Here is a 26,995-nt window from a genome sequence, read left to right on the forward strand (position 1 = left end):
ATTATATAGTTTATAAAAAAAATCCCGCTTTTAGCGGGATTTTTTTTATATTATTTTTTTAATAACTCTTAGTTTGTGTGTATGTCTTCCTGTATCTACATTGTAAATTCCTAGATGATCTAATCTATCAATTCTAACTTTTCCAGAAGCATGAATAATATAATTGTCATTCATCATAATTCCTACATGTGTAATATTTCCTTCATCATTATCAAAAAAAGCTAAATCTCCAGGTTCACTTTCCTCAATAAAACTTAATGCATCACCTTGAGTTGCTTGTTGAGAAGCATCTCTTAAGAGTTTATAACCATTAATTTTATAAACCATTTGCGTAAAACCAGAACAATCTATTCCAAAAGGTGTTTTTCCTCCCCATAAATAGGGAGAGTTTAAATACATAAATGCGGTTTTAACAAGATTTTCTTTCTCCTTTTTACCACAAATTTTAATACCTTCAAAAGTATAATTTGATGTATTAATTTGTTCATTTTCTAAAAATGATAAAGAAGCACCTAATGAAATAGGGGTAAGCAAATTATTTGGAGTAGAAATGTATTCAATTAAATCGTTATTTAAAATAATTGGAGCATTATTTAAATAATTAAACTGCTCTTCGCCAATGATAGTATATTGTTTATTATCAATCCATCCAATATAATTATCAAATGCAATTTCAATTTTAGTCCATTTTTTTTCTTGTTCTAAAATTGTAAAGTGCTCTCCAAATAAAAGTTGAGAAACTTGCTCGCTTATATCTGAAGGTTCAAATCGAACAGGAACTATAGAAAGATTACAAATTCCGAACATTAAAAATAGTTATGAGTTAATAATTATGAGTTGTAAAATAAGTTTTACAACTCATAATTTATAATATTATGCTTTTTCAATTACAATTGCTGAAGCACCACCACCACCATTACAAATAGCAGCAGCTCCAATTTTGGCATTATTTTGTTCTAAAACATTAATTAAAGTTACAATAATTCTTGCTCCAGAGCACCCAAGAGGGTGACCTAAAGAAACAGCTCCACCGTTTACGTTAATTTTATCATTAGCTAATCCTAAAATTTTAGCATTAGCTAAACCTACTACAGAGAATGCTTCATTAAATTCAAAAAAGTCAACATCTGAAATAGATAAATTAGCTTTTTTTAGTGCAATTGGTAATGCTTTTGAAGGTGCGGTAGTAAACCAAACAGGTTCATGTGCAGCATCTGCATATGATTTTATATATGCTAAAGGTTTTAAACCTAACTCATTTGCTTTTTCTTCGCTCATTAATACTAATGCTGCTGCACCATCATTAATTGTTGAAGCATTAGCAGCAGTTACTGTTCCTTCTTTTGTAAAAACAGCATTAAGTGCAGGTATCTTATCTAATTTAACATTAGTATATTCTTCATCTCTAGATACAATAATTGCATCTCCACGTCTTTGAGGTACTTCAACAGGTACAATTTCTGAGTCAAACTTTCCAGCATCCCAAGCATTAGCAGATCTTTTATAAGATTGAATAGCAAAGTTGTCTTGGTCTTCTCTAGAAATTTTATGTTCAGAAGCGCATAAATCAGCTGCAACTCCCATTGCATTGTTATCATATGCGTCAACTAATCCGTCTTTTTGCATTCCATCAACAAGAGAAGTTGGTCCAAACTTTACTCCATTTCTCATATGTACATAGTGAGGAATAAGACTCATGTTTTCCATTCCACCAGCTACAATAACTTCTGCATCTCCACTCATAATAGCTTGTGCTCCTTGCATTACAGCTTTCATACCGCTAGCACAAACTTTGTTAATTGTTGTACAAGGTACTGTATTTGGTAATCCTGCGTAAATCGCTGCTTGTCTTGCCGGAGCTTGTCCGTTTCCTGCCTGAACAACATTACCCATTAAAACTTCATCAACTTTATTTGGGTCTAAATTAATTCTATTTAAAGCACCTTTTATTGCTGCTGCACCAAGTTTAGTTGCTGGAACAGTAGATAAAGCACCCATGAAACTTCCTATTGGAGTTCTAACAGCAGATACAATTACAACTTTCTTACTCATGTTTTCTTTTAATTTTAAATGTTATGCGAATTTACTATTTTTATTTTTAATCCTATAATTTTTTCATTGATTAAAGTTTTTTTGCAAAAAGTGATTGTTTAAGTGAATTTTTATTGATTTTTTTTAAAATGTATGTTATTGAATTAGAACTGTTTCAATGTTTTTTTGATTTTATTATTAAAAAAAAAGTAAAAAATGTTGTGATATATGAAGTGAAAGTGTACATTTGCAATCGCAAAAAAGGATAAGTTCTTTAATGCAAGAGATTGAGATAGGAGAGGTGCCAGAGTGGTAATGGAGCAGATTGCTAATCTGTCGACGGGCAACCGTCGCCAGGGTTCGAGTCCCTGTCTCTCCGCTTTTATTCTCGGGGTGTAGCGTAGCCCGGTCATCGCGCCTGCTTTGGGAGCAGGAGGTCGCAGGTTCGAATCCTGCCACCCCGACAAAAATGATTAATGGTTGCGTAGCTCAGCTGGATAGAGCAACTCACTTCTAATGAGTAGGTCCCAGGTTCGAATCCTGGCGCGATCACAGAATTAAACCGTATGATATTGCTAGTCAATAGATTACGGTTTTTTTGTGTCTTTTTTTGCCGAAAAAATGCCGAAAAAATCTCTCTTTTTTTACAGTAACTTCTCTTAATCTAAATTAATAATACGCTAATTTAGTTAGTAAATTTTATATTATTTTTTTTAATTTTAAATCTAAAAACAATATTTAAGTTAGATTAATAGTTCTTTAAATAGTACTTAATTAAATTTTTTAAGTAAAATTTTAATGTGTATTGGAATTATTGATATTTATTTTTTTTAAGTTTTTACTCTCAAAACTTAAGTAAAATTACGTTAAAAGTTCGTGAAGTACGTGAAAGGTACGTGAACCGTACGTGAAATTTAATTTATGTGGTACGTGAGTGGTACGTGAAAACAGTTTATTTGGTTCGCAAATGGTACGCGAATGGTACGTGAATGGTACGTGAATGGTACGTGAAAACAGTTAACTCATTTTTATCATAGTTAATACTTTATCTAATATAATTCTTACTTTTTGTTAATAACTCTTAATCAAATTGAGGTTTTCCACAATTTTTCTTGAGTTGCTTTTCGTAAGTTTGTGTACCACGTTTTATAACTATCCAGTTTAGTTGTAAAATTTTTAAAAAAAAGTTCAAATATTTTTAAGTATACATCATAAAAATGGCAAAAGCAGTAAAAGCAAAAAAAGAAAAATCAATTGAAGAAACACTATGGGATTCAGCTAATAAGCTAAGAGGAACAGTTGAGTCTTCAGAATACAAGCACGTAGTACTGGGATTAATATTCTTAAAGTTTGCCAGTGATAAATTTGAAGAACGTAGAAGAGAATTAATTGCAGACAAAAAAGAGGCATTCCTTGAAATGAAGGAATTCTATAACATGTCCAACATTTTTTATTTACCAGAAGAAGCACGTTGGACATTCATTATAGAAAATTCCAAACAAAACGATATTGCATTAAAAATTGATACGGCTTTACACACTATTGAAAAAAACAATCCAGCCTTAAAAGGAGCTTTACCCGATAATTACTTCTCTCGTTTAAATATGGACGTGAGTAAGTTAGCAGCTTTGTTGGACACTATAAACAACATTGACACTATAAAAGACAAACAAACAGATATTGTTGGACGTGTGTATGAATACTTCTTAAGCAAGTTTGCTTTAGCCGAAGGAAAAGGAAAAGGAGAGTTCTATACTCCAAAAAGTATTGTAAATCTTATTGCAGAAATGATTGAACCGTACAAAGGTGTCATTTATGATCCTGCTTGTGGTTCTGGTGGTATGTTTGTACAATCTATGAAGTTTATTGAAAACCATCATGGAGACAAAAAAGAGATTTCCATTTACGGACAAGAATATACGGCTACTACTTATAAACTAGCCAAAATGAACCTTGCTATTAGAGGAATAGCAGCTAATTTAGGTGATGTGCCTGCCGATACTTTTGGTAAAGACCAACACCCAGATTTGAAAGCCGATTTCATAATGGCAAACCCACCATTCAACCAAAAAGACTGGAGAGCAAGTGATGAACTAATAGACGACCCACGTTGGAGAGGCTATGATGTGCCACCAACAAGTAATGCTAATTATGCATGGATTTTAAACATGGTAGCTAAGCTGTCTGAAAATGGTGTAGCTGGTTTTATCTTGGCAAACGGTGCACTTTCTGGTGGTGGAGAAGAATATAAAATCAGAAGAAAACTAATTGAAAATGACATAGTGGAAGCCATTGTGATTTTACCTCAAAATATGTTTTATACGACTAACATTAGTGTTACGTTATGGATATTAAACAAAAACAAAAAGAAAGAACGGTTAAATTACCAGATACAACCAAAAAGTATAGAGATAGACAAAATGAGATATTATTCATGGATTTAAGACAAGTGGGTATCCCTTTTGAAAAAAAGTTTATTCAATTTTCTCCTGAAAATATTACAGAAATTACAGAAGCCTACCACAATTGGCAAACGGATGTAACAAAATACCAAGACGTTGCCGAATTTAGTTATGCAGCTTCAAAAGTGGAAGTAGTAGCCAAAGACTATTCGTTAGTACCAAGTAAATATATTGAATTTATAAACCGTGATGAAAACATCGATTTTGAAGATAAAATGAAAGGTTTACAAACCGAGTTTTCCGAACTATTGAAAGCAGAAGCGCAATCTAAAAACGATTTATTAACCGTGTTTAAAGAATTAGGTTATGAAGTCGAATTATAAACGCTTAGGAGATTATATTAATCCTATTAAAGTAAAAAATGTAAATCTCGAAGCAACCTTATTATTAGGTATCAATATCGATAAATTTTTCATGCCTTCAGTTGCAAATGTTATTGGAACTGATATGACTAATTATAAAATTGTTAAAAAAAATCAATTTGCCTGCAATAGAATGCACGTTGGGCGAGATTATAGAATTCCTATTGCATTGTCAGATAAAGAAGAACCATTTATGGTATCTCCTGCTTATGATGTTTTTGAAATTATTGATACAGATGTTTTGTTGCCAGAATATTTAATGATGTGGTTTTCGAGAAAAGAATTTGATAGGAATACTTGGTTTTATACTGATGCAGATGTTCGTGGTGGCTTGCCAATGAATGCATTTTTAGATTTAAAATTACCAATTCCTTCACTAGAAAAACAACAAGAAATTGTTAGAGAATACAATATCATTCAAAACCGTATTGCGCTAAATAATCAATTAATTACCAAATTAGAAGAAACTGCTCAAGCGATTTACAAGCATTGGTTTGTGGATTTTGAGTTTCCGTTTGTCACATCGAGCGGAGTCGAGATGCCTTATAAAAGTAATGGTGGGAAAATGGTTTGGTGTGAGGAGTTAGAAAAGGAGATTCCTGAGGGTTGGGAAATAGGAATTTTAGGTGATTACTGTACTAAAATTACAAAGGGTACAACACCCAAGCAAATGTTTACAGAAAAAAATGATATAGCATATGTGAAATACATCAAAGGTGAGTCACTTAAAGAAATGCATTTGTTTGATGTAGATAAAATATCTTTTATTGATTTTAATACTCATAAAGAATTGAATAGGTCAATTTTAGAAGAGAATGATATTTGTTATTCTATTGCAGGAACACTTGATAAATTTGCTATTGTAGATAAGTATATTTTGCCAGCTAACACAAATCAAGCAATTGCAATAATTAGAGTTGATGAAAAAAAAATAAATAGGTTTTATATTTTTGGTTTGTTCCTTAGTAATTGGCAAAAAGAATATTACAGTTTCAATATACAACAAGCTGTACAAGCAAATTTAAGTTTAGAAACAATATCCTCTTTACCTATTATTATTCCTATAAAGAAAGTAATAAATGATATTTCAATGATTGTCGAAAGTATATACACAAAAAAGCTAAATAAAGACATTGAGAATAGAAAACTAGTAGAAATAAAAGATTTGTTGCTTTCGAAATTAGCGACGATAGAAAAATAGAGAGAAAATATTAATTATAAAATTTAAAGTCATGCATGATCCTTCGGAATATATTAGAGGTATTCAACAAATATTAATCTCTGATAAAAAGAAAATTGGTTTTTTGTTTGGAGCAGGAAGTTCTTTATCTCAAAAAAGTGGCAAATCACTTACTGTTCCGGCAATTGGAAAAATGACAATAGAAATTGTTGAAGATTTAGAAAAAATAGAACCAAAATATAAAATTGCTTTAGATGAAATAAAAGAAGAATTAGGAGTTAAATATTTCAATATTGAAACAATATTATCGAACTTAGAATTAAAAGTTTCAATTATTGGAAAATCTAAATTAAATGGTCTTGAAAAAGTAGAATTTATAAAATTAATAACTGAAGTAAAAAAGAGTGTTAGAAAAAAAGTTAGTGTTCATCTTGATGTTGAAAATAAAATAGTGAATAAAGATGTAGTTAGTGAACTTGTACAAACGGATTTTGCAAATTGGATTGGACAAGCTGAAAGAAAATTTCCAATTGAAATTTTTACAACTAATTATGATTTTTTATTTGAACTAGGACTAGAACATAAAGAAATACCTTATTACGATGGTTTTTGTGGTAGTCTAAGAGCTTTTTATAATCCTGAATCAGTCGAAGATTTTTCATTTTTAACTAATCAAACTAAACTGTGGAAAATACATGGTTCTTTAGGTTGGCATTTTGATGAAGATACTGGAAAGATTCTAAGAGTTAGTCCTGATGATGATGATATATTGATTTATCCATCAACTTTAAAATATAAAGACTCTAAGAAACAACCGTATGAAAGTTTATTGGATAGGTTATCTAACTTTTTGAAACAGGATGATACAATTTTAATTACTTGTGGATATTCTTGGGGAGATGAACATATTAATTCCCGTATTATTTCAGCATTAAAAACTAATACAACTTCTCATGTAATTGGATTAATTTTTGATAAATATGATAGAATTAATGAACACTCGAATGTTACAAAAATTGGCTTAAATAATTCTAAAGTTTCAATATATGCTTCGAAAGAAGCTGTAATAGGTGGTAATTATGGAGAATGGATAATTAAAACAAAACCTAATCTAGATGATGAAATAGATTTATATTATAATATTGAAGAAACAGAAAACGGAGAATGGACTGGTAAAGGAGAATTTATTTTACCTGATTTTGGTAAACTTGTTATGTTTCTTAATTCTATAATTAGTGATAATGAAATCAAAAAGTTAGGGGAAAATGGCAAAAAATAAAATTACAGAAATCGGTGAAATAGATAGTATTAATGGAAATAGTATTTCTGTTAAGCTTTTTGATAATATAAAATCTGACATGCCTATTATTGATGGTATTGTTTACAGAGTTGGACAAATAGGTTCATTTGTTAGAATACCTTTAGGTTATGCAAATTTATATGGAATTGTGACCCAAATTGGCTCAGGAGCAATCCCAGAAAGTTTAAGAGAAGCAGTTGCAAAAGATTACGACCACTTAAAGAATACTAGATGGATTAATATTGTATTAGCTGGTGAACAAATTGGAAAAAAATTTGAAAGAGGTGTAACTCAATTTCCAACAACTGGAGATAAAGTACATTTGGTCACAATAAATGACTTAGATATCATATATGGTGGTTATGAAGATTCTAATTCAATAACTATTGGTAATATTAGTGTTTCTGAAAGTTTAGATGCTAAAATTGACTTAGATAAACTTATTTCAAGACATTGTGCAATTGTAGGTTCTACTGGAAGTGGAAAATCTAATTCAGTTTCTGTTTTGCTCCAATCAATTGCTAATAGAGAATTTCCTAGTTCGAGAATTTTAGTGATTGACCCACATGGAGAATATAATGATGCATTGTCAAAATACTCTAAAGTTATAGATGTAAACTCTAAAGATGATGACAATAAACTACAAATTCCTTTTTGGGCTTTACCATTTAATGAATTAATGAAAATATTCTCAGGAAATTTAACTGATCAGAACAGAGAATATATTAGAGAAAAAGTAGTAGAAGCTAAAATAAAGAGTGCCGTAGAAAATGAAATAGAAGTTACTAAAGAATCAATTACTGCAGATTCACCAATTCCTTTTAGTATTAATAAACTTTGGTTTGATTTAATTGATTTTGAAAAACAAACTTTTACCGATACTTCACGTACAAGTTTAAGCGCATTAATTACAGTTGGAAATGAGAATAGTTTAATATCTAATGAGTATACTCCAGCAGGTATGGGTAATAGTGCTCCATTTCTAAATCAAAAAGCTAAAGGACTCCTTAGTTTTTTAGATTCTATGAGAAACAAATTAAATGATAGTAGTTATAGTTTTTTATTTACACCTGGTAAATTTACACCTGATTTAGAAGGTAAGATTGAAGAAGATTTAGATAGCTTATTTTTTAAGTGGCTTGGCAATGAATTACCAATAACTATTTTAGACTTGTCAGGAATCCCAAGTGAAATTATGTCTTCAATTTCTGGTACACTTTTAAAAATTATTTATGATGGCTTATTTTGGGGTGTTAATACAAAAGTTGGAGGTAAAAATCAACCATTATTAATTGTTTTGGAAGAAGCACATAGTTATTTAAAATCTGGTGAACATTCTATTTCATCAAGAACAGTTCAAATGATTGCAAAAGAAGGAAGAAAATATGGAGTTGGATTATTACTTGTTACGCAAAGACCTTCTGAACTTGATGAAACCGTATTAAGTCAATGTGGAACAATGATTGCGTTACGAATGAACAATTCAAAAGATAGAGGACATATTAAATCAGCCGTTCAGGATGAATTACAGAGCATGGTAGATTTATTGCCTAGTTTAAGAACAGGTGAAGCACTTATATCTGGTGAAGCTGTTAAAATTCCGTCTAGAGTAAAGTTCTTTAAAATTGCTAATGCACCTAAAAGTTCAGATCCGAAAGCTTCTGAAAAATGGTCAGAAAGTATTGATGACGCACAAACTGAATATAAAAACTTAATAAAATCTTGGAGAAATAAAAATTATAAATTATGAGTTTACCTGAAATGAAACCTGTAAGTTCTTCTAATCTAGAAAGTATTGGATATGATGAACAAAATCAAGAAGTCTATGTTAGATTTTTAAATGGTAGTATTTATGTCTATAAAGGAGTTCCTGAACATGAATTTCAAAACTTAATAGAAGCTACTTCTTGTGGTTCTTATTTAAATAGTAATTTCAAGAATGTTTATCCATATGAAAGAATTGAATAATAATGATATATTTAAATCAAAAATTAAAAAGAGTTGAAATAAAAGAGTTTGAAATTGAAAATAAAGTAGTATTTAATTACTTTAATAATCAACCTTCAGAAGATAGAAATTCGAAATTGATTAAAGCCATATACATTGGTGTTTTGGCTTTAATGGAAGATAGAATTGCTTCATTTTTATCAAAAACAACAAATGAGCTAGGTACTGAACTTGAAAGTTTAAAGATGATTTTTGAAATGAAAAAAGAACTTTTCTATAAATCAACAATAAAAGGAGCATTGGCTGAAGATGATATAGCGGAGTTTTTAAATGAATTCTTTTTAAAGAAAAAAATTAAAGACAAAGCATTACTTACAGGAAATAAAGCAGGATATATTCCGAAAAATAAAACGGGTGATATTATTTGTGAAGTTGACGGAACTTCAGATTTAAAAATTGGTATTGAGTGTAAATTTGATAAGAGTATAAAACTTGGAGATATTGAAAATAATAATATTTTTATCCGAAAAACAGATACTGCATGGAGTCAATTAATTGAAACAAATGCAAATAGGAATTCCAAAGTGAGTATTATTGTTTTTGATATTTCAGTTGTAGATATTTCAATTTTGAAATTCTGTGATAATGTTGGATATATACCTGAAATTGGTTTTGTTGCAATTATTAATTCTCAAGCTGGAGATTATACTAATTTAGGAATAGCATATATGTTGGCTCGAGACATTGCTACAAAATCTAAAACAATTGAATTAGATAAAGATTTACTAGCGGTATTAGTTAATCGTATTATTAAAGATATTAATGAAATTGTAAAGATTAAAACTTTAGTTCAACAGAATATTGACACCAACAAAGAAATCTTAAAGCAAATTGAAAAATCAATTTTATTAGCCGAATTTAATCAGCAATATTTAAAATCATTCCTTGAATCAGGTACTTTAACTAAAAAGGATTTGCTTGATTTTTATTTAGGTGAGGATGTAAAAGATAAGTTTAAATTGGTTGAAAAAGATATTGAGAAATTATAATGCAAGAAATAAAACAACTCCTGTCAATCACAAAAACGCTCAAAGAAAAATACAAACGTAGCTTTTCTTTAGACGGTCGTTTAGTAGGTGATATTGGCGAAGTGTTGGCGGCAGAAAAGTATGGCTTAGAATTATTAAGCGAAAATGCTTTTAAACATGATGCAAAAGAAATAGCTACTTGTAGAATGGTTCAAATTAAATCGTCTTTTAAAAACAATAGTTACTTTCCATTTGGAGAAGATAAAATACCAGATTATTTTTTAAGTATCAATATTTTAGAAAATGGTGATATTGAAGAGCTGTTTAATGGTCCAGGAACATATATCTTAGAACATTATATAAAACCTAGAAAGTTAAAGCATTATAAAAACACATATTATACTTTGTCAAAAGGAGTTTTAAGAGAGTTAAATAAAGAGGTTTTAGAAAAAGATAAAATAAAATTATTAAATCAAGTGATATGAAATTCACAGAAGCACAATTAGAACAATCATTTATTGATTTACTCAAACAGGAGGATATGGTCCACCAAGTAGTTAATGATATTCGTAAAGTAGAATTTAATGGAGTGTCTGAACCACCAACTTTATACGGTCATATCACTTCCGAAAAAGTTTTAATTGATGCTGATATTATTGCATATTTAAAATCGCAATATACAAGTGAAAACATTACGGATAGCGAAATCCAAATGATTATTCGAGAATTTGAAAAGCTACCTGCTTCAGATTTATATGATTCAAATAAAACATTCATGGATAAGTTGAGTAACGGTTTTCTGTTAAAACGAGAAGATAGAGCTCAAAAGGATATTTACATACAATTAATAGACTATTCTGAAAAAGACAACAACCAATATAGAATTGTTAATCAATTAGCAATTAAGGGTTACGAAACGCGTATTCCAGACCTTATTTTATATATCAATGGTTTTCCATTAGTAGTTTTTGAATTTAAAACGGCTATTCAAGAAAATACAACACTAAACCACGCATACGTTCAAATAACAACACGTTATAAGCGAGATATTCCGGAGTTGTTTAAATACAATGCTTTTTGCGTTATAAGTGATGGAGTAAACACCAAAGCAGGTTCGTTTTTTGCTCCTTATGAGTTTTTCTATGCTTGGCGTAAGATTGAAGGAATGGTTAAAGAGGTAGATGGTATAGATGCTATGTTTACTTTAATTCAAGGAATGTTTAATCGTAATAGACTTCGTGACATCATTCAAAATTTTATTTATTTACCAGATAGCTCTAAAAGAAATGATAAAATAGTTTGTCGTTATCCACAATATTATGCAACAATTAAATTATTCGATAGTATTAAGCTAAACCAGAAACCTAATGGTAATGGTAAAGGCGGAACATACTTTGGAACAACAGGGTGTGGAAAGAGTTTTACGATGTTGTTTTTGAGTAGAGTGTTAATGCGTAGTGCTTATTTCAAAAGCCCTACCATTATAATTATTACAGACAGAACGGATCTTGATGATCAATTATCTGGACAGTTTACAAATGCAAAAGGTTTTATTGGTGATGAAACAATAATTAGTGTTGAATCAAGAGTAGAATTAAGAGAAAGATTAAAAGGAAGAAATAGTGGAGGAGTATTTTTAACTACTATCCATAAATTTACAGAAGACACACAATTACTTACAGATAGAACAAATGTAATTTGTATTTCAGATGAAGCACATCGTAGTCAAACAAATTTAGAACAAAAAGTAACACATGATGATGTAAGAGGAGTTAAGAAAACATACGGATTTGCAAAATACTTACACGACTCTTTGCCAAATGCTACTTATGTTGGTTTTACTGGAACACCTATTGACGCAACGATTGATGTATTTGGGGATATTGTGGATGAATATACAATGAGAGAGTCTGTAATTGATGAAATTACCGTTCGATTAGTGTACGAAGGTCGTGCTGCAAAAGTCATGTTACACAATGATAAACTGAAAGAAATAGAAGGGTATTACGAACAATGTGCTGAAGAAGGAAGTAATGAAAATCAAATTGAGGAAAGCAAAAAAGCAATGTCTCAAATGAATGTCATTTTAGGCGACCCTTCAAGGTTAAAAGCTGTTGCAGAAGATTTTGTAAAACATTATGATAGACGTATTGAAGAAAATTCAAGCGTTAGAGGTAAAGTAATGTTTGTTTGTAGTAGTAGAGAAATAGCATATGATTTATATAAAAATATTATTGAGTTAAGACCTGAATGGGGTGTAGAAAAAGAGGCAGAAAACATAGAGTTACTTACTGAAACAGAAAAACGTGAACTAAAAGCCATTGAAAGAGTTAAAATGGTAATGACACGTGGAAAAGATGATCCAAAAGAATTATATGATTTACTTGGAACAAAAGAATTTAGAAAAGGATTAGACCGTCAGTTTAAATTTGAAAACTCTAATTTTAAGATTGCTATTGTAGTAGATATGTGGTTAACAGGTTTTGATGTACCGTTTTTAGATGCTATTTATATTGACAAACCGCTTCAGAAACATAATTTAATTCAAACAATTTCCCGAGTAAACAGAAAATTTGAAGGAAAAGAAAAAGGATTGGTAGTAGATTATATTGGAATTAAAAAGCAAATGAATTTAGCTTTGGCTCAATATAATAACGGTGGAGAATCTAATATTGAAGAAGTAGAAAAATCAGTTATAATTGTAAAGAATCAGATTGATTTATTAGAAAAAATATTTCATAAATTTAATTCAGATGGTTATTTTACAGGTAGTCCTTTAGAACAATTACAAACTTTAAATAAAGGTGCTGAGTTTGTTCAAACTACCAAAGAAATAGAAAATCGTTTTATGAATATAGTAAAACGATTAAAAGCTGCTTTTGATATTTGTTCTGGTAGTGAACTAATCTCACAAGAAGAAAAAGATAAAATTTATTTCTTCATGGCAATTCGTTCCATAGTTTATAAACTAACAAGAGGAACTGCTCCAGACTCTGCTCAAATGAATGATAAAGTTAGAATTATGATTCAAGAAGCTATTGAGAGTGAAGGAGTAGAGGAAATATTTAAATTGGGTGAAGAGGAAGCTACTGAGGTAGATATTTTTTCAGAAGATTATTTGGCTAAATTAGATAAAATAAAATTGCCACATACTAAGTTTAAGCTGCTTCAAAAACTATTGCAGCAAGCTATTGATAAAATGAAAAAAGTCAATAAAGTTGCAGGAGTAGATTTCTCAAAAAGATTAGAATCAATAGTTTCTAAATATAACGAAAGAGAAGATACCGACATTCTTAGAAGTGAAGTTTTAGAAGACTTTACAAATGAAATTATTGACCTATATTATGCTTTACAAGAAGAAAATGAATCTTATAAAGAATTAGGAATTGACTTTGAAGAAAAAGCCTTTTACGATATTTTAAAGACGCTAACTATTAAATATGATTTTCCTTATCCTGAAGATAAATTAATACTGTTAGCTAAAAAAGTAAAAGAAGTTGTAGATGATAAAGCTAAATACACGGATTGGAGTAAACGGGATGATATAAAAGCAGAACTAAAAGTGGGTTTAATAATCTTATTAGCAGACAATGGTTATCCACCAATTGATAGAGATGAAGTTTATAAAGAAATCTTTGAACAAGCTGAGAATTTTAAGAAGTATAATTAATGGAAAACCCTTTCGAACTAATTTTAGAACGTTTAGATAGAATAGAGAATGAAATAAAAGAGTTGAAAGATAAAACCAATTTTACTCCTATTGAAAACGAATTAATGGACATCAACGAGGCGTCAAAATACTTAAAAATGTCAGTCCCTAAAATATACGGTAAAGTAGGTAGTAAAACCATACCGTATTATAAATTTGGGAGCAAACTATTTTTTAAAAAATCAGACTTAGATAAATACTTTTTTGATGTTAAACAGTTAATCAATATAGGTTTAGAGTTAACCAAAATTATAATAGATAAAAGTAAATTGGATAACAAAATTTAAAGAAATTACTTTAACGATGTAAGATTAATAACTGTCAATTTATAATAATCACAAGCAAATAAACTAAGCATTTTTTATAATAAATTACGGTTTCCCACATTTATATATGTTTTATTATTCGTATAATTGTATGTGTAAATTCATACATATACAGATAAAATCAAATTGATTTGTATGATTTTATTATATATATAAACAAGTTGTGCATAATTATGAAAAAAACTATGAGAATAACAATTTTAGCTCTGATATTGATTTCAAATATTGGATTTTCACAAAATGAATTGACTGAATTAAAATTTGACACCAAATATTTTGACGCAGTCGACAAATGGGTTGCATTTCCAAAAAAAGATACGGATTCAACTTACGCTTATGGATTCATTTATTTAGATAATCAAGCAGGTTTCACCTTTAATTACGAAACTAAATTTCAAATAAAAGAGCAAAAGCTAATAAATATAAAACGTGATTCAACAGTTGGATTTATGAAATATCGACTGGAACCAAATACAAGTTTGGTTTCTGTTTTGACCGACAATCAAATTTCTGCGCTGAATTTACCTAAAGAGCCTGAATGGTTATCGATTTATAAAGAAGGCTCTGAAAAAGTGGACTATTTAAAACAAGAAGGCTATCACTACAACCACGTTGGTGCTTGTGAACAAGCTCTAAAACCTTTGTTAAAAGCTTATGAAATTGAGCCTCATTTTGATGGACTTGAATTTGAATTAGCATATGCCTACAATCATTTAGGACAATTCGAAAAAGCAATTCCAATTTTGGAAAAAGCAATTGAAAACAACCCTAAAAACTACTACTTTTTTAGAGAATTAGGTTATTCGTATTTAGGTTTAAATAAAGTGGAAGACGCAGAAAAAACTTATCGAAAAGGAATTAAGATGTCCGATAATGATTTTGGAAAAAGTGAAATGTCAGTTAATATGGCTCAAGCTTATTTCAAACTCAAGAATAAAAAGAAATTTGATGAATGGGCTGAATTAACCAGAAAGTACTCAACTAAAGACAAAAGATATTTGCAATATATCGACCAATTTGAACAGAACTGGAATAAAAAATAACTATGCACAACAATGGCTATAAGTAATTGCTTGTTCTCGCATACTTCTGAAAATCCTCGCGGATTTTCAGTTTGGTGTGTACTTGCTAAGTTAAGTGCTAAATCACGCAACTACTCATAGCCCAACCGTTAACTGCAAGCGTAGAGCGACAGCAGACAAAACGGGGAAGCTGAAAACCGACCAGAGTAAGCAATAAAATTAAAAACAAAGAAAATGAGTAAAGGTATTTTATGGACAATCAAAATTGTTGTCATTCTTGTGGTAATAGTCTTTATGACCGCAGCTAAAGAAATTGGCATTCCAATTATTGTGAAAAACATTATTGGGTTTGCTATAATTTACGGAGTTTGGAAATACAATCCAGAAGAACCAAATGATAACAACAAAAATCAAGAACTAGATAAATCATAATGTTTAAAGACTATTATAAGCTTCTTGACATACCTCAAAATGCTTCTGACGAAGAAATAAAGAAAGCATTTAGAGAGCAAGCAATTAAATGGCACCCTGATAGAAATCAAGGAACGGACACGACATTGCGTATGCAAGAAATAAACGAAGCGTATTTAATTTTAAAAGACAAGGAAGCAAGAGCACGTTACGACATAGAATATGATAAGTTTAAACAATTTAAAGAAGAGAAGCGAGAAAAAGAAAATAAACAAGAAAAATCCGAAAATAGAGATTGGCAAAAGCAACAACAGCATTCTAAAAGGGAATATGAATATCAAGATTATAAAGTCGAAGATGATATACTCGCTAAATGGATGGAAAATGCAAAAAAACAAGCTGTGGATTTGGCCATTCAAACAATTAAGGATTTTAAAGGTGTAACAAAAGCCGCTGCAAATGGATGTATGAATGGAATTATTCAACTTGTAATTTGGGTTGTCGTAATAAATCTAATCTTCCTTTTAGTTCGTGCTTGTAATAATTAGTTATATGAGAATAAAAACAACTATGATTTTTGTAATTACTGTAAGTCGGACTTCGCAACAATTCTTAAATCATTCAGAATAACTAACATTAGATAAAATGACAAGAACGCCAGCAGGTAACAGGCGTTTGGCTCAATGGCGGGTTAAGTGCTCCGCAGACACATTTGTGGTAAAAATCGCCACCTTAGCGAAGCCGCAAAACGTTAGCGGTCAGGCTATCGCAGAATACTAAAAATCAACGTAAATGGATATTTTAAGTATCAATTTTAGAAAAGTAAAATCAAAAATTCTTATTGAAGATATAGAAAATGGAAAGTTCAATGCTTTGTCAAAAAAAAGTGAGAAACAATTATTGACTAAATTTGAAGATGCGCTATTTGCTGGAGACTTTTTAAGCTCAACAAATATCTCTATCGTATGTATTCATTTACAATTAGCTAATTTTTTTGACTTCATTAAAAAGAAAGGTATATTTAGGTATTCTAAATATACCAATGGTAAGTGTTTAATAAAAAATGTAGCTACAGTAATTCTCGAAAAATGCGAAGAAAATAACTTTTTTTCAGAAGAAAAAGAATATCTCAATTCAGTCATAAATTTTTCATCCGTTTACAATTTTTATCAAGCAATAGACAAAGTGATACTTTTAGAAATCAAAGCATTTGAAAAAAAATACTCTAAAGAGTCATTCATTAAAACTTTATTAGCTTCTGTAGATTATTTATTTATTTCTGATTATTATCCAGAAGATAAAGGCGTAATATCTGAAATAACAGGGAGAACAAAAGAAGAAATATCATCTGCTGTTTCTTATCTAATTTATTTTTACACAAATCGCATTAAAAATCAAAATATTAATACACAATTTGTTTCAGAAGAATTCTTAAAAAGCAATGAATTTCCAAAGCTAATAATATCTGCGTGTTATAATTTGGATTTTAGAGAATTTGAAATTTTAATTGACCATTTTAATTATTCTTGCATTTTAGAAAATGATAAACTTTTAATTACCCCCCCCCATGAAAATTTCGAAAAAGCAATTCGTTTGGGATATATAAGAACAGATTTACAGAAAATGACTGATAAAATTGAAACCTTTGATGCATTATCTTTCCAAAAATTAGTTGATGATTTGAGTGATAAAATAGATTTTGATTTTTTTGAATTAGCAAATGATTTTGGGTACGAAAGATACCGCGTTAAAATGCCTGAACCGCTTTTTGAAAAACTAATTGAAAATTTTATTCTACCTAACACACTGTTTGAAGAAGAAATTATTTACCTATCGTCAACATTTAAAGAACAACTGTTAACTTTTGAAGACCTTGAAAAAATTAATTTAAAAAAGAATTTAACTCTTGGAGAGTTTCTAAAAATTCAACGTGTTTTCATAATTTTTTATTTATTTTTTGCAAAAGGAATTTTTAAAATAGAGAAAATAAAAACAGATATTTTATTACGTTCTCTAATTCCGAGCTTTACAGAAGAAGATTTATACAATCTTTTACAAAAAGTATTTCCAATAGAAAAAATTGAGGATTTTTTAGATTTGGTTTGTTGGGATCCTGGAATGGATTACATTTTTGACTTACAATATCATCCAATTCTATACTTTGAAAAGAATTTTATAATCCCACTTTCCGTATTCACACATTCAAATTCGATTCGAAATGCATATGCTTCAGAGTATAAACGTAATAATAAAGAACTTTTGAGCGATGGCACAGTTGACCCTTTAGTTAACGCATTAATTTTATCTTTAAAAAAAGCTGGTATAGAATGTTACACGGAGATTAATTTAGGTACAACAGATATAGATGTTGTTGCAGTTTATGATAAAGTTTTATTTGTTTTTGAATGCAAACAATCCTTGCTTCCAGTTAGTATATTTGACTTAAGAACAACTTTTGACTACATAAAAAAAGCTGAAAAGCAAATAGATTTAATAAAGCAAGATTTTGACGAAGGAAACCTAATTAAAAAGATTGAACAAAAAACAAAAAAAAATATCGGTGAAATAACAAATATTCACGGAGCAATAATATTAAGTAATCGTCTATTTAATGGAAACATATTTAAATATGCTGTTAGAAACATTCATGAAATAACAAACATGATAAATAAAGGAGAAATTAGAACAGATAAAGGAGAATTCCATTTATGGCCAGAAAAAAAATTAACCTCGCAATTTCTAATTGATTATTTAGGTCTAAAAAATGAAGTTTATGACCTGCTCTTCAATTCACTCACGAGAAGAACATTAACTTATGATATGTTAAAACCGAATATTGAGTTTTCAACTTATTTTCTAGATATCAAATCATCATTAAGTAAAATGGAAGAATTTACAAATACATTAGAAAAAGTTGATCAAAGCCCGAAACGCTAACAGCCCACTTCGCCAATCTGCAAAGTGATATGCCTATATTATTAAATTTTGTTTCTCTAGTTTAGACATAATTATTTAAAATACGGAAATAAAAAAGCTGTCATTAATATATTCTATTATTATTAAAAATTAAATAAAATTTATATCAATTTGAAAGTTGTAAGAGAGAATGATAGATTTTGTAATATTCAAATGTTAAATCATTTTGGTGAAATTACCGAAAAGATAAAAATTGAGGCTGATGAAGTTATTAGTGTCGAATTTTATGGTGAAATTATCCAATTAAATAATGTTATAGTAGAATTTAGCATAGCTTATAATAAACTTAAAAAAAAATATAGATTAGAAAGTGAATCCCTTTTGGATGAAATTGTTTATAGATTGGATGTGGATAATTCTGATGTTGTTAAAAGTAATATAAAAGCATTGCTAGGCATAGCTTATAAAAAAATAAAGTCACTAAAATATAGGGACTAGCGTTTTTTCTTTTGCTATTGTTATCATAATAATCACTTATAAGACTCCAACACTTCTAAACACTTGTAAATCAAGATTTTATTAATATTTTAATGTAGAAAGTGTTGGAAATACCTTTTTAGCTTCCAACACCTTCATACACTATCCAACAGTTATTTATATAAATACTATTTATTAATATATTGATTTTTAAGTAAATACATTATTGTTTGATTAGTTTGAATATAAAAGATTAATAAATTAAACAAGATAATGTTTCAATCACGTTTTTAATTTCATCTGAAACATTTGTAAAGTTAACATCAATAACATAAGCAGAAGTATTAATTCCGTCTTTACCAGTTGAAAACCTATAACTAGCTTTAGTTTCTATAAATGATTTATCTTTTTTTAATGCTTCTTGAATAATAGACTTATTAGGAATTGATTCTTTATATTGAACATACCATTGTCGTTGAATTCTTGAATAAGTATTAGTAAAGTTAAAGTGAAGTTTATTTTCTTCAATTCTATAATGTTTATTAATTTCTAATCTATTTTCATTTGTTGTTTGAATAATAGTAAGAAAACAATCCCACCATTTATTTGTTATACTACTTGAAGAAATTTTATTTAACTGAAATTCAATACTTTTAACAAAGTGTTGAAGCATTTCATTATAAGTAAATGGGAAATGTATTTTTTTACTTAGAATTTCAAATGTAGCCATTAGAATTGCATAATTAGTAGAAATTCTACTTGGTGCTTTTTGTACTAAATCAGAAAGATATTCTTTATTTTTTCGATATAATTCTTTAAAATTATGCTTAAAAAGTTCTCTATAATTAAGTATCTCATTTCCAAATGAACTAATTCCTTTTGATGTTATATCTGACAATTCATTATAGCTATTTATTTCTTCTGTAGTAAACTCATTTTTATTCATATCAAGCCATAGCAACCTTGTTATTAAAGGTTCGTCGTCTGGATAGTAATTACTAGTTAAAATTAGTGATGATAAAATAGGAACGCTCTCAGTAGCAACACTACTTTCAATTTTACCTCTTTTATATCCATTTCTATCCCATATTCCTTTTAATATACCATCTAATTGTTTATCCCCATTTTTATATTCAGAAAATTGACATATTCCATTTGTAAACTGGGCAAATTCTCGAATATGAGCTTTTGCAGTTGAAACACCTGCTTCAACATTAATTGACGCTTGAGGTGTGCCATAAAAACTTTGACAACAGAGAGAAAGTTGATCTTTTCCAGATGAGGCTTTTCCTTGAAGAAATAGTATCGGAAAGCCATTAATTTCTTTTACAACGATGTCTTGAAATAAAGAACTAAATGTAAATAGAGTTGCTGTAATTGCATGGTTTCTATGAACTGTTAATAGTTTAATCAAATATGATTCTAAAGTAGTTTCAGCTTCTAATATTCTAAAATTTTTCTGTGGTTCATATTTGAACAAGTTATTTTTGTAAATTTTATTTGCTGATGGTATATAGAAAGATGTTTTATTATAACTAAATATACCATTAGAATCAATTTCTAAACTATTTCCATTACACAGATTTATATGGTTGTTCCAAACCCAAAATTTGTAATCGTTTTGCCAACCCAAACAATCAATTTTTTTTCCATTACCCATTTTATCAAATAAATAGGAGCGAAGCTGCTGAAAATCTTTAGGAGAACCTTTCCATTGGTAATTTCCATAAGATGTTATAATTTCATCAAGTTTCATCGGAGTGTTCAATCTATCAGAAGGTACATCAAAAATGTGTTCATGATTAAAAATATTAATTATTCGAATTAGTTTCATTGGAACCTTTTCATCAATCATATGCTGAATAATTTCCATTGAAAAATTAGAAACTGATTTAAAATGTTTGTCTTTTGAATTATTGTTACCAATCCATATTTGATTCTTAGCCATAAACAAATTATACTTTTCAATATCGTCAATAAAGTTACTTATAGGCTCATCAATATCTTGTGGTAGATTAATATTCTTGTATTTTTCATTTGATACTTCAGGCTTATTTATAACTTTATCTATAATTGTTTGAAAGTTGCTTGTTGTATTTTCAAGAAAGTAATCTGATAAGTCATTATATTTTTCTGGTAGTTTAATATTAATGATTTCTGGAAAAGTTGATGTTATTTTTTCAACTCCATTTACTCCACCAGTATCATTATCATAACATATAAGTAGTTGATTAGAAACATATTGAATTAATTTGATTTGAGTTTTAGTTAAAGTATGTGTTTCGCTTCTAAAACAAATTGCATTAAATCCTTTTGAGATTGCGACAAGTGTGTCTTTCTTACCTGCACAAATGATTAAGTGATCAACTTTTGAGTTTCTAATTTGCTCAAATCCAAAAATATCATCTGCTAGTAAACCATTACAAAATGACTTTTTAAGTGATGGTTGTTTGGGCACGTAAATTTCATGTCTTCCATTAATTTCATAACAAAAAGCAATTTCATTTTCTTTAATTTTAAAAGTTAATTTTTTGTTTTTCGCTTTACTAAAAAATGAATATTCACATATTGCTGAAACTTTGTAATTTTCTAATAATTTTATTGAAACACCAAATTTATTCCAAAATTCTAAATGCTTATCCGTAAATGATATTTTTGAAATATCATCAATTTCAAATGGAGTTTCTTCAATAGAATTATTATCTTGAATTGGTTTCTTCTTAACAATAGGAAAGGAGTTATCGTTATTAATAAACATGTCATCTTGAATAATTCTAAGAACCTGGTTAAAATTATTTTTACAATCTAAATTATATAATTCTGCAACTAAAGAAAAAGCATCTCCGTGTTTTCCTGTACTAAAACAATGATAGGTTTCTTCTTTTGAATTAATTTTAAAAGAGGGATTATTATCTTTAGTAAATGGACTAGAGATATTTGCTCTAGGAATTTCTTTAAGTTTTAAAAAATGTAGAATAATTTGTAATTGGTTGGTTTTAGATAATATTATATCTTTGGTAAGAATATTTTTGCTTTGCATGGTATAAGATATTAAAGTTAACTAAGCCATTACAATTTGCAGATTGTAATGGTTTTGTGTTATTATTAAAGAGGTTTTATTAAAATTTATTCATCTTTTGAAGTGAATCTAAAACATCTTTTTTCTTATATTTTACTTTTTTTCCTATGCGATAAGCTTGTATTAAGTCTTTTTGAGTCCACTTCCAAAGTGTCACTAGACTTATATCTAAAAGTTTTGCAGTTTCATTTCTGCTTAATAATATATTGTCTTCTTCAGAAGCTCCTACATTATTAAAATTCTTTAACGCTTCAGTTACACCTTCGTTTAATAACTGCTTTAAAAGATCAGTGCTGATACTTTCAATTTGAATAATTTTTTTGTTCATAAGAAATTTGTTTTATTTTTTTTTAATTTTCTTATGCCAAAACTAATTAAGTTTAATCTCATGTAATTACTCAGAATTACTCAAATGTTACTCATTTTTTTCTGAGTAATATTTAATTAGTTGTTCATTAAAAAAATCGAACATGTCGTCTTTAGTATATAAATTATTACTATTCATAATTTGCACCCTACTAAAACTTTTTAAATCTGTATTATTTAAAATAAACTCTCTATACTTTTTACTATCCTTGCTTCGAGGTAATAATGTCATATCTTTTTCCTGCAAAAAATGAAAAAGATAACTATAAAAGGCCGTGTCTTTTTTTGAAGGATAAATTTTAGTTATATAAATATAAAAACCTTCTCCTTCATTTTTAAAAATTATTTCTTTTTCATTAGTTAATTCTTTTTTGTTACTCAACTCATTAATTTGAACATTACAATATTGAATTATTTTTTTAAATGAGTATGCTTTTTTTAATTCTTGAAAAACTACTGATTTATTAAAAGAGTGGGTGGTAATATAAATTTCTATATCATCAAAATGTTCTTTTAATGAAAAGATTATGCTTTCCCTTAATGAAGAAAATCCAAATTCCTCATAATCAAAAAAAGCTATAATGAATTCTTCTTTATTTTTTAGGAACTTATCATACTTAGAAACTATTTTATTTCTTTTCTTTTTATAAAGTTTAATTTTCTCTTTATTACTTATGTTTAATTCTAATATATGATTGAAACTAATTATGAAATTATTTAATTTATGATCAGAAACAAATTCTATATAATCATAAATTTTTTTAAATAAATCATTTAACACTTTAGGATTTAATTGATAATACTTATAATCTAAAACAAATTCATCTCCTATTTCAAATTTATTCTCAACTCTTGATGTTTTTGCATATATTGATTCTGGATTTATATGAGGATAAACTATTTTTTTAACATATAAATGAGGAACATGTACATATAAACCTAACTGAACAACATATTTATGCTTTTCAATATCAGTTAACTTATTATAAATATTTTCATTTTCAATTAATTTATAATTACGTTCTTCTGGCTCTATTTTTGTAAAAAAATCATTATTCATCTATTCTAGTATTTCTTGTTTTGTCCAAAGCTCTTTTAGTTTCAATGCATGCTCTTTAGGTGTTATTTTAATATATTTTAAGAATTGTGTTTCTGTTTTATGTCCTGTTATGGCCATAATGTTTAAATTAGGTAATTTTCCATAAAGATTTGTAGCAAATGACCTTCTGCAAACATGTGAAGTTATCAATTCATATTTTGAATATAAACCATACTCTTTTCTGTTTTTATTTTTAATTTCAAATCCATTTTCAAAATAATCAGTATCCTCTTTTTTATTTTCCATTTTAGCACCTTCAACTTTTTCGGTAATACCAGCTTCTTTACAAACTTCTTTGACATATAGATTAAATTTTGCATCAGAAATTTTACGCGGTAACTCTCCATTACGTTTTTCTAAAATTTCTTTTACTTGAGGATGCATTGGAATGACAACATTGTGTTCGGTTTTAGTAGTTTCTATTTCTATGTAATCACCTTTGATATTAATTACTTTTAGTTTATTTAAAAAATCACTTATACGTAAGCCAGTCCTTAATCCTATAATAAAATTATCTCTTACATTATCATATTTTTCTGAATGTGAAAAATCTGTTGTATAGATTTTATAAATTTCATCTTCATTTAAGTAAACATCTTTAGTTTTGTTTGAAGTTGCAGCAAAATCAGAATGCTTATAATAATTGTTAATTGGTAAACCTTCTAGTTCTATATTTTTACACCAAAATTTAATAATACTAATATAACTTCCTATTGTATTATCTGTAAGTTTTTCAATTGTCCTAAAATATTTTAAAAAATCATTATAGAATACCATGTCTATATCTTTAAATCGTAATTTTCTATTTGAATAATTTTGATATACTTCAATTTTATTCATTACAACTGTATATCTATTAATTCTAGTAGGAGAAATTGCTTTACCTTTTGAGGTTCTTGTTGGAGCATCATCGATATATTTTTTTACCCAATTATAAAAATATACTTTATGAAGTTCGTCATTCGGTTTTCTATCAAAAAAATCATTTACTTTATTTTTAAGCCAACTACTATTTATTTCATTATTTGAATTATAATCAATATTATACTCTTCTAAAATATAATTTTTCAATTCTCGTAATTTTTTATTAGAGTAATCTTTATCTGAAGCTATAGAGGTATGTTTTACTTCTTCTTTAATTTTACTCCAATCTAAAAAATTTACGGTTAAACCTGTTCTTGTTTTTAAATCAATTCTGTTGCTATCCCAGAATCGTACGTAAATACTACATCTTTGAGATTTAGGTTTTGTAACGAAAAAACGTACTTTCATAATGATATTTTGTAATTATTTTAGCCGATATTTTGCCGAAAATTAGTTAATTTATCTTAATAATCAATAATTATACTTAATTATTATTTTTTAAATAATTCGTTAAGTGTTAATTTAAAAGGCTTTAAGGTGCTTTTTTGTTTTTTATGATTAAGTCCTTTATGATTCTGGCGCGATCACAAAAAAAGCCTTGCATTTGCAAGGCTTTTTTGTTTTATTTAGTTTTGTTGTTTGGACATGTAACTTTTTTTAATAGTTCTTTATTCTACACAATTTAAAAAGTCTATAAATATATTTTCTGGAAAGAAAGTTTGATTTAATAATTCCGATTTAATTTCTTTTTGAATAACAAAATCTTTTGCACCATTTGTAAATTGAATGCGCATTAAATTAATTGGATATTTTTTTAAATCATCATAATTACTATTTACAAATAAAAAATACCCATCAAGTATTCTAATATTGGTTTTTTCTTTTTCATTGTAAATAAGCGTATTACAAACTTCATCAGTATTGCTTACTAAGGTTACAATTTTTCCATTTGTTAGTTGAAAAACAATTCTTGACGTTTTATCTAAACAATTTGCAGGAATGAAATCTTTACTTGTTTGTATGAATTGTAAGTTTAATGTAGGTACTCCATTATTATTTATTAAAACAAAATGAATCATTTCTTTAGAGTTTCCATAAACTCTTTCATAAATTAATTTTTCTGGTAAAACTTTTACAAGAGTTGAGTCGGTTTTTTCTTCAAAATCATATTTGCAGTTTTTATTTTGTGCAAATGAAAATGTTCCTGCTAATAGTATAAATAATAAGTATTTCATATTTAAATTTTTTTGCAAATTAAAGCTATTTTTTTGTTTTCAATATTTGTGGTGAAAAATGCAAAAGTCGTACCACCATCTTTTATTTTGTATTTCTTTTTTAATTCTTCTACTTTAATAGGAAAATTTCTGGTTGAAATATTCATTTTTTTTCCAATAAGATGTTCTTTTACTTCACTCTTTTGTAAAGTAATGATGTTTTCAATTATAAATCTTCTTCCGGGAAACTCAATTAAAGTATTTGAAGTATATAGATGTGAGTTTTTGTGTAATTTTTGACAATCATAAATTTGAGAAATAGCATCAAACGAACCCGATTTTAGTATAGAAGCATTAGGTTCGTAAACATATTTTAAAGGTAAAGAAAATTCAACATTATATTCTTTTTGATGAATTGTTTCTACAAAAGTTTGTTTATCTTTTTCAATATTCACAGAAACTATTTTTACTATACCTTCATAACCTTTTGTTATTTCCCAGAGTAATTCTTTTACTTCATTTTGCACTGCAACTATATGTATTTTTTTTACGTGTTTCAGCTCTTCAATACCAGCTTGTAAATCGAGTAGTGGTGCAGTTTTTATAAGAATATTGTTTGATTTTGAAAAATATAAAGTCAGTAAATCAGGAACATTTGGTTCACAATCTTCAAACATAAATACTTTTCCTTTTTTTTCATTTCTTCTTGACGGATCTATATAAATCCAATCAAAAAAGTCATTACTTTCTTTTAAATAATCGGTGCTATTTTGATTAATACATTTAATATTGATAGCATTAAGTACATTAAAATTATAAGCAACTATTTTAGATAATTCTGAATTAATTTCACAATGTGTTACCGATTTTATTTTCTTAGAAAAATAATAATCATCTATACCAAATCCGCCACTTAAATCTATTAATGTATCTCCAGAAACAATTTCTAATTTGTATTTAGCTGTTACTTCAGATGAAGTTTGTTCGACCGAGATATTCGAAGGAAAGATAATATTTGATGTGGTATACCAAAGAGGAAGCTTTTCTTTTGACTTTTGTTTTGCTTTAATTTGGTTAATTATTGAAGTGTATTCAATTTCTGGAAACGGATTTTTAGATAACGCTAGTCGTGTAACGTCAGTATCTAAATTGGAATTGATAAATTCTTGAATTTTGGATGAAAGTAATTGTTTAAAATTCAA

Annotated in this window: 21 protein-coding genes, 3 tRNA genes and 1 pseudogene; 17 read left to right on the forward strand and 8 right to left on the reverse strand. The window is 28.0% G+C overall.

The features are described from left to right. Positions 1-45 precede the first annotated feature (45 nt). Positions 46-807: a C40 family peptidase gene (locus tag OLM55_RS09280; RefSeq protein ID WP_264558625.1), complete on the reverse strand. Its 762-nt coding sequence runs from the start codon at positions 805-807 to the stop codon at positions 46-48. Between the two features lie 66 nt (positions 808-873). Further along, complete coding sequence (locus OLM55_RS09285; RefSeq protein WP_264558626.1) at positions 874-2,052, reverse strand: acetyl-CoA C-acyltransferase; 1,179 nt, start codon at positions 2,050-2,052, stop codon at positions 874-876. A 274-nt stretch (positions 2,053-2,326) separates the two neighbouring features. Between OLM55_RS09285 and OLM55_RS09290 the strand changes: the two genes are divergently transcribed. The 17 genes and pseudogenes from OLM55_RS09290 to OLM55_RS09375 all read left to right on the forward strand — a co-directional run bounded on the left by OLM55_RS09290 (position 2,327) and on the right by OLM55_RS09375 (position 19,192). Then, positions 2,327-2,410 (forward strand) — tRNA-Ser (locus OLM55_RS09290). Between the two features lie 10 nt (positions 2,411-2,420). Beyond that, positions 2,421-2,495: transfer RNA gene (locus OLM55_RS09295), tRNA-Pro, on the forward strand. Positions 2,496-2,509: 14 nt separating this feature from the next. After that, positions 2,510-2,583: transfer RNA gene (locus OLM55_RS09300), tRNA-Arg, on the forward strand. A gap of 665 nt (positions 2,584-3,248) precedes the next feature. Beyond that, a pseudogene (locus tag OLM55_RS09305) lies at positions 3,249-4,816 on the forward strand (N-6 DNA methylase). Then, positions 4,800-6,056 (forward strand): restriction endonuclease subunit S, encoded by a 1,257-nt coding sequence (locus tag OLM55_RS09315; protein WP_264558629.1) that lies wholly within the window; start codon positions 4,800-4,802, stop codon positions 6,054-6,056. The pseudogene OLM55_RS09305 and the gene OLM55_RS09315 overlap by 17 nt, the downstream one beginning before the upstream one ends. A gap of 31 nt (positions 6,057-6,087) precedes the next feature. Further along, entirely contained in the window at positions 6,088-7,314 is a 1,227-nt protein-coding gene (locus OLM55_RS09320) for an SIR2 family protein (protein WP_264558630.1), read from the forward strand. Continuing rightward, the gene (locus OLM55_RS09325; protein WP_264558631.1) at positions 7,301-9,085 is read left to right on the forward strand and encodes an ATP-binding protein; all 1,785 of its coding nucleotides are present in this window, start codon (positions 7,301-7,303) and stop codon (positions 9,083-9,085) included. Before OLM55_RS09320 ends, OLM55_RS09325 begins: the two co-directional genes overlap by 14 nt. Further along, a complete protein-coding gene (locus tag OLM55_RS09330) occupies positions 9,082-9,303 on the forward strand; it encodes a KTSC domain-containing protein (protein WP_264558632.1) in 222 nt (73 codons plus the stop codon). Before OLM55_RS09325 ends, OLM55_RS09330 begins: the two co-directional genes overlap by 4 nt. 2 nt (positions 9,304-9,305) lie before the next feature. Further along, positions 9,306-10,331, forward strand: coding sequence for a hypothetical protein (locus OLM55_RS09335; RefSeq protein WP_264558633.1), 1,026 nt, complete (start codon positions 9,306-9,308; stop codon positions 10,329-10,331). Beyond that, positions 10,331-10,795 (forward strand): DUF6998 domain-containing protein, encoded by a 465-nt coding sequence (locus OLM55_RS09340; protein ID WP_264558634.1) that lies wholly within the window; start codon positions 10,331-10,333, stop codon positions 10,793-10,795. Before OLM55_RS09335 ends, OLM55_RS09340 begins: the two co-directional genes overlap by 1 nt. Then, positions 10,792-13,980: a type I restriction endonuclease subunit R gene (locus OLM55_RS09345; protein WP_264558635.1), complete on the forward strand. Its 3,189-nt coding sequence runs from the start codon at positions 10,792-10,794 to the stop codon at positions 13,978-13,980. The genes OLM55_RS09340 and OLM55_RS09345 overlap by 4 nt, the downstream gene beginning before the upstream one ends. Next, on the forward strand, positions 13,980-14,306 hold the full coding sequence (locus OLM55_RS09350; RefSeq protein ID WP_264558636.1) for a helix-turn-helix domain-containing protein: 327 nt from the start codon (positions 13,980-13,982) through the stop codon (positions 14,304-14,306). The genes OLM55_RS09345 and OLM55_RS09350 overlap by 1 nt, the downstream gene beginning before the upstream one ends. Before the next feature lie 224 nt (positions 14,307-14,530). After that, positions 14,531-15,388 carry a tetratricopeptide repeat protein gene (locus OLM55_RS09355; protein WP_264558637.1) on the forward strand — a complete coding sequence of 286 codons (858 nt, stop codon included), beginning with the start codon at positions 14,531-14,533 and terminating at the stop codon, positions 15,386-15,388. A 213-nt stretch (positions 15,389-15,601) separates the two neighbouring features. Next, positions 15,602-15,799 carry a hypothetical protein gene (locus tag OLM55_RS09360; protein ID WP_264558638.1) on the forward strand — a complete coding sequence of 66 codons (198 nt, stop codon included), beginning with the start codon at positions 15,602-15,604 and terminating at the stop codon, positions 15,797-15,799. Further along, positions 15,799-16,326, forward strand: coding sequence for a DnaJ domain-containing protein (locus OLM55_RS09365; protein WP_264558639.1), 528 nt, complete (start codon positions 15,799-15,801; stop codon positions 16,324-16,326). The genes OLM55_RS09360 and OLM55_RS09365 overlap by 1 nt, the downstream gene beginning before the upstream one ends. Positions 16,327-16,570: 244 nt before the next feature. Then, positions 16,571-18,715, forward strand: coding sequence for a hypothetical protein (locus OLM55_RS09370; RefSeq protein ID WP_264558640.1), 2,145 nt, complete (start codon positions 16,571-16,573; stop codon positions 18,713-18,715). 150 nt (positions 18,716-18,865) lie between these two features. Then, positions 18,866-19,192 carry a hypothetical protein gene (locus OLM55_RS09375; RefSeq protein ID WP_264558641.1) on the forward strand — a complete coding sequence of 109 codons (327 nt, stop codon included), beginning with the start codon at positions 18,866-18,868 and terminating at the stop codon, positions 19,190-19,192. A gap of 232 nt (positions 19,193-19,424) precedes the next feature. On the opposite strand, the gene OLM55_RS09380 is transcribed toward OLM55_RS09375, so the two are convergent. From OLM55_RS09380 to OLM55_RS09405, 6 genes are all read right to left on the reverse strand, one after another. Next, a complete protein-coding gene (locus OLM55_RS09380) occupies positions 19,425-22,211 on the reverse strand; it encodes a CHC2 zinc finger domain-containing protein (protein WP_264558642.1) in 2,787 nt (928 codons plus the stop codon). A 79-nt stretch (positions 22,212-22,290) separates the two neighbouring features. Then, the gene (locus tag OLM55_RS09385) at positions 22,291-22,578 is read right to left on the reverse strand and encodes a helix-turn-helix domain-containing protein (RefSeq protein WP_264558643.1); all 288 of its coding nucleotides are present in this window, start codon (positions 22,576-22,578) and stop codon (positions 22,291-22,293) included. Between the two features lie 87 nt (positions 22,579-22,665). After that, the gene (locus OLM55_RS09390) at positions 22,666-23,676 is read right to left on the reverse strand and encodes a hypothetical protein (protein WP_264558644.1); all 1,011 of its coding nucleotides are present in this window, start codon (positions 23,674-23,676) and stop codon (positions 22,666-22,668) included. Then, complete coding sequence (locus OLM55_RS09395) at positions 23,677-24,987, reverse strand: site-specific integrase (protein ID WP_264558645.1); 1,311 nt, start codon at positions 24,985-24,987, stop codon at positions 23,677-23,679. Between the two features lie 260 nt (positions 24,988-25,247). Further along, a complete protein-coding gene (locus OLM55_RS09400; RefSeq protein ID WP_264558646.1) occupies positions 25,248-25,814 on the reverse strand; it encodes a hypothetical protein in 567 nt (188 codons plus the stop codon). Positions 25,815-25,816: 2 nt separating this feature from the next. Continuing rightward, positions 25,817-26,995 (reverse strand): THUMP-like domain-containing protein, encoded by a 1,179-nt coding sequence (locus OLM55_RS09405; RefSeq protein WP_264558647.1) that lies wholly within the window; start codon positions 26,993-26,995, stop codon positions 25,817-25,819.

Origin of the sequence: Flavobacterium sp. N2270 (genome assembly GCF_025947225.1) — a bacterium.
Taxonomy (GTDB): domain Bacteria; phylum Bacteroidota; class Bacteroidia; order Flavobacteriales; family Flavobacteriaceae; genus Flavobacterium.

Coding starts and splice junctions, on each gene's coding strand:
- OLM55_RS09280 (WP_264558625.1), bottom strand. CDS start 807: ATGTTCGGAATTTGTAATCTTTCTATAGTTCCTGTTCGATTTGAACCT.
- OLM55_RS09285 (WP_264558626.1), bottom strand. CDS start 2,052: ATGAGTAAGAAAGTTGTAATTGTATCTGCTGTTAGAACTCCAATAGGA.
- OLM55_RS09315 (WP_264558629.1), top strand. CDS start 4,800: ATGAAGTCGAATTATAAACGCTTAGGAGATTATATTAATCCTATTAAA.
- OLM55_RS09320 (WP_264558630.1), top strand. CDS start 6,088: ATGCATGATCCTTCGGAATATATTAGAGGTATTCAACAAATATTAATC.
- OLM55_RS09325 (WP_264558631.1), top strand. CDS start 7,301: ATGGCAAAAAATAAAATTACAGAAATCGGTGAAATAGATAGTATTAAT.
- OLM55_RS09330 (WP_264558632.1), top strand. CDS start 9,082: ATGAGTTTACCTGAAATGAAACCTGTAAGTTCTTCTAATCTAGAAAGT.
- OLM55_RS09335 (WP_264558633.1), top strand. CDS start 9,306: ATGATATATTTAAATCAAAAATTAAAAAGAGTTGAAATAAAAGAGTTT.
- OLM55_RS09340 (WP_264558634.1), top strand. CDS start 10,331: ATGCAAGAAATAAAACAACTCCTGTCAATCACAAAAACGCTCAAAGAA.
- OLM55_RS09345 (WP_264558635.1), top strand. CDS start 10,792: ATGAAATTCACAGAAGCACAATTAGAACAATCATTTATTGATTTACTC.
- OLM55_RS09350 (WP_264558636.1), top strand. CDS start 13,980: ATGGAAAACCCTTTCGAACTAATTTTAGAACGTTTAGATAGAATAGAG.
- OLM55_RS09355 (WP_264558637.1), top strand. CDS start 14,531: ATGAGAATAACAATTTTAGCTCTGATATTGATTTCAAATATTGGATTT.
- OLM55_RS09360 (WP_264558638.1), top strand. CDS start 15,602: ATGAGTAAAGGTATTTTATGGACAATCAAAATTGTTGTCATTCTTGTG.
- OLM55_RS09365 (WP_264558639.1), top strand. CDS start 15,799: ATGTTTAAAGACTATTATAAGCTTCTTGACATACCTCAAAATGCTTCT.
- OLM55_RS09370 (WP_264558640.1), top strand. CDS start 16,571: ATGGATATTTTAAGTATCAATTTTAGAAAAGTAAAATCAAAAATTCTT.
- OLM55_RS09380 (WP_264558642.1), bottom strand. CDS start 22,211: ATGCAAAGCAAAAATATTCTTACCAAAGATATAATATTATCTAAAACC.
- OLM55_RS09385 (WP_264558643.1), bottom strand. CDS start 22,578: ATGAACAAAAAAATTATTCAAATTGAAAGTATCAGCACTGATCTTTTA.
- OLM55_RS09390 (WP_264558644.1), bottom strand. CDS start 23,676: ATGAATAATGATTTTTTTACAAAAATAGAGCCAGAAGAACGTAATTAT.
- OLM55_RS09395 (WP_264558645.1), bottom strand. CDS start 24,987: ATGAAAGTACGTTTTTTCGTTACAAAACCTAAATCTCAAAGATGTAGT.
- OLM55_RS09400 (WP_264558646.1), bottom strand. CDS start 25,814: ATGAAATACTTATTATTTATACTATTAGCAGGAACATTTTCATTTGCA.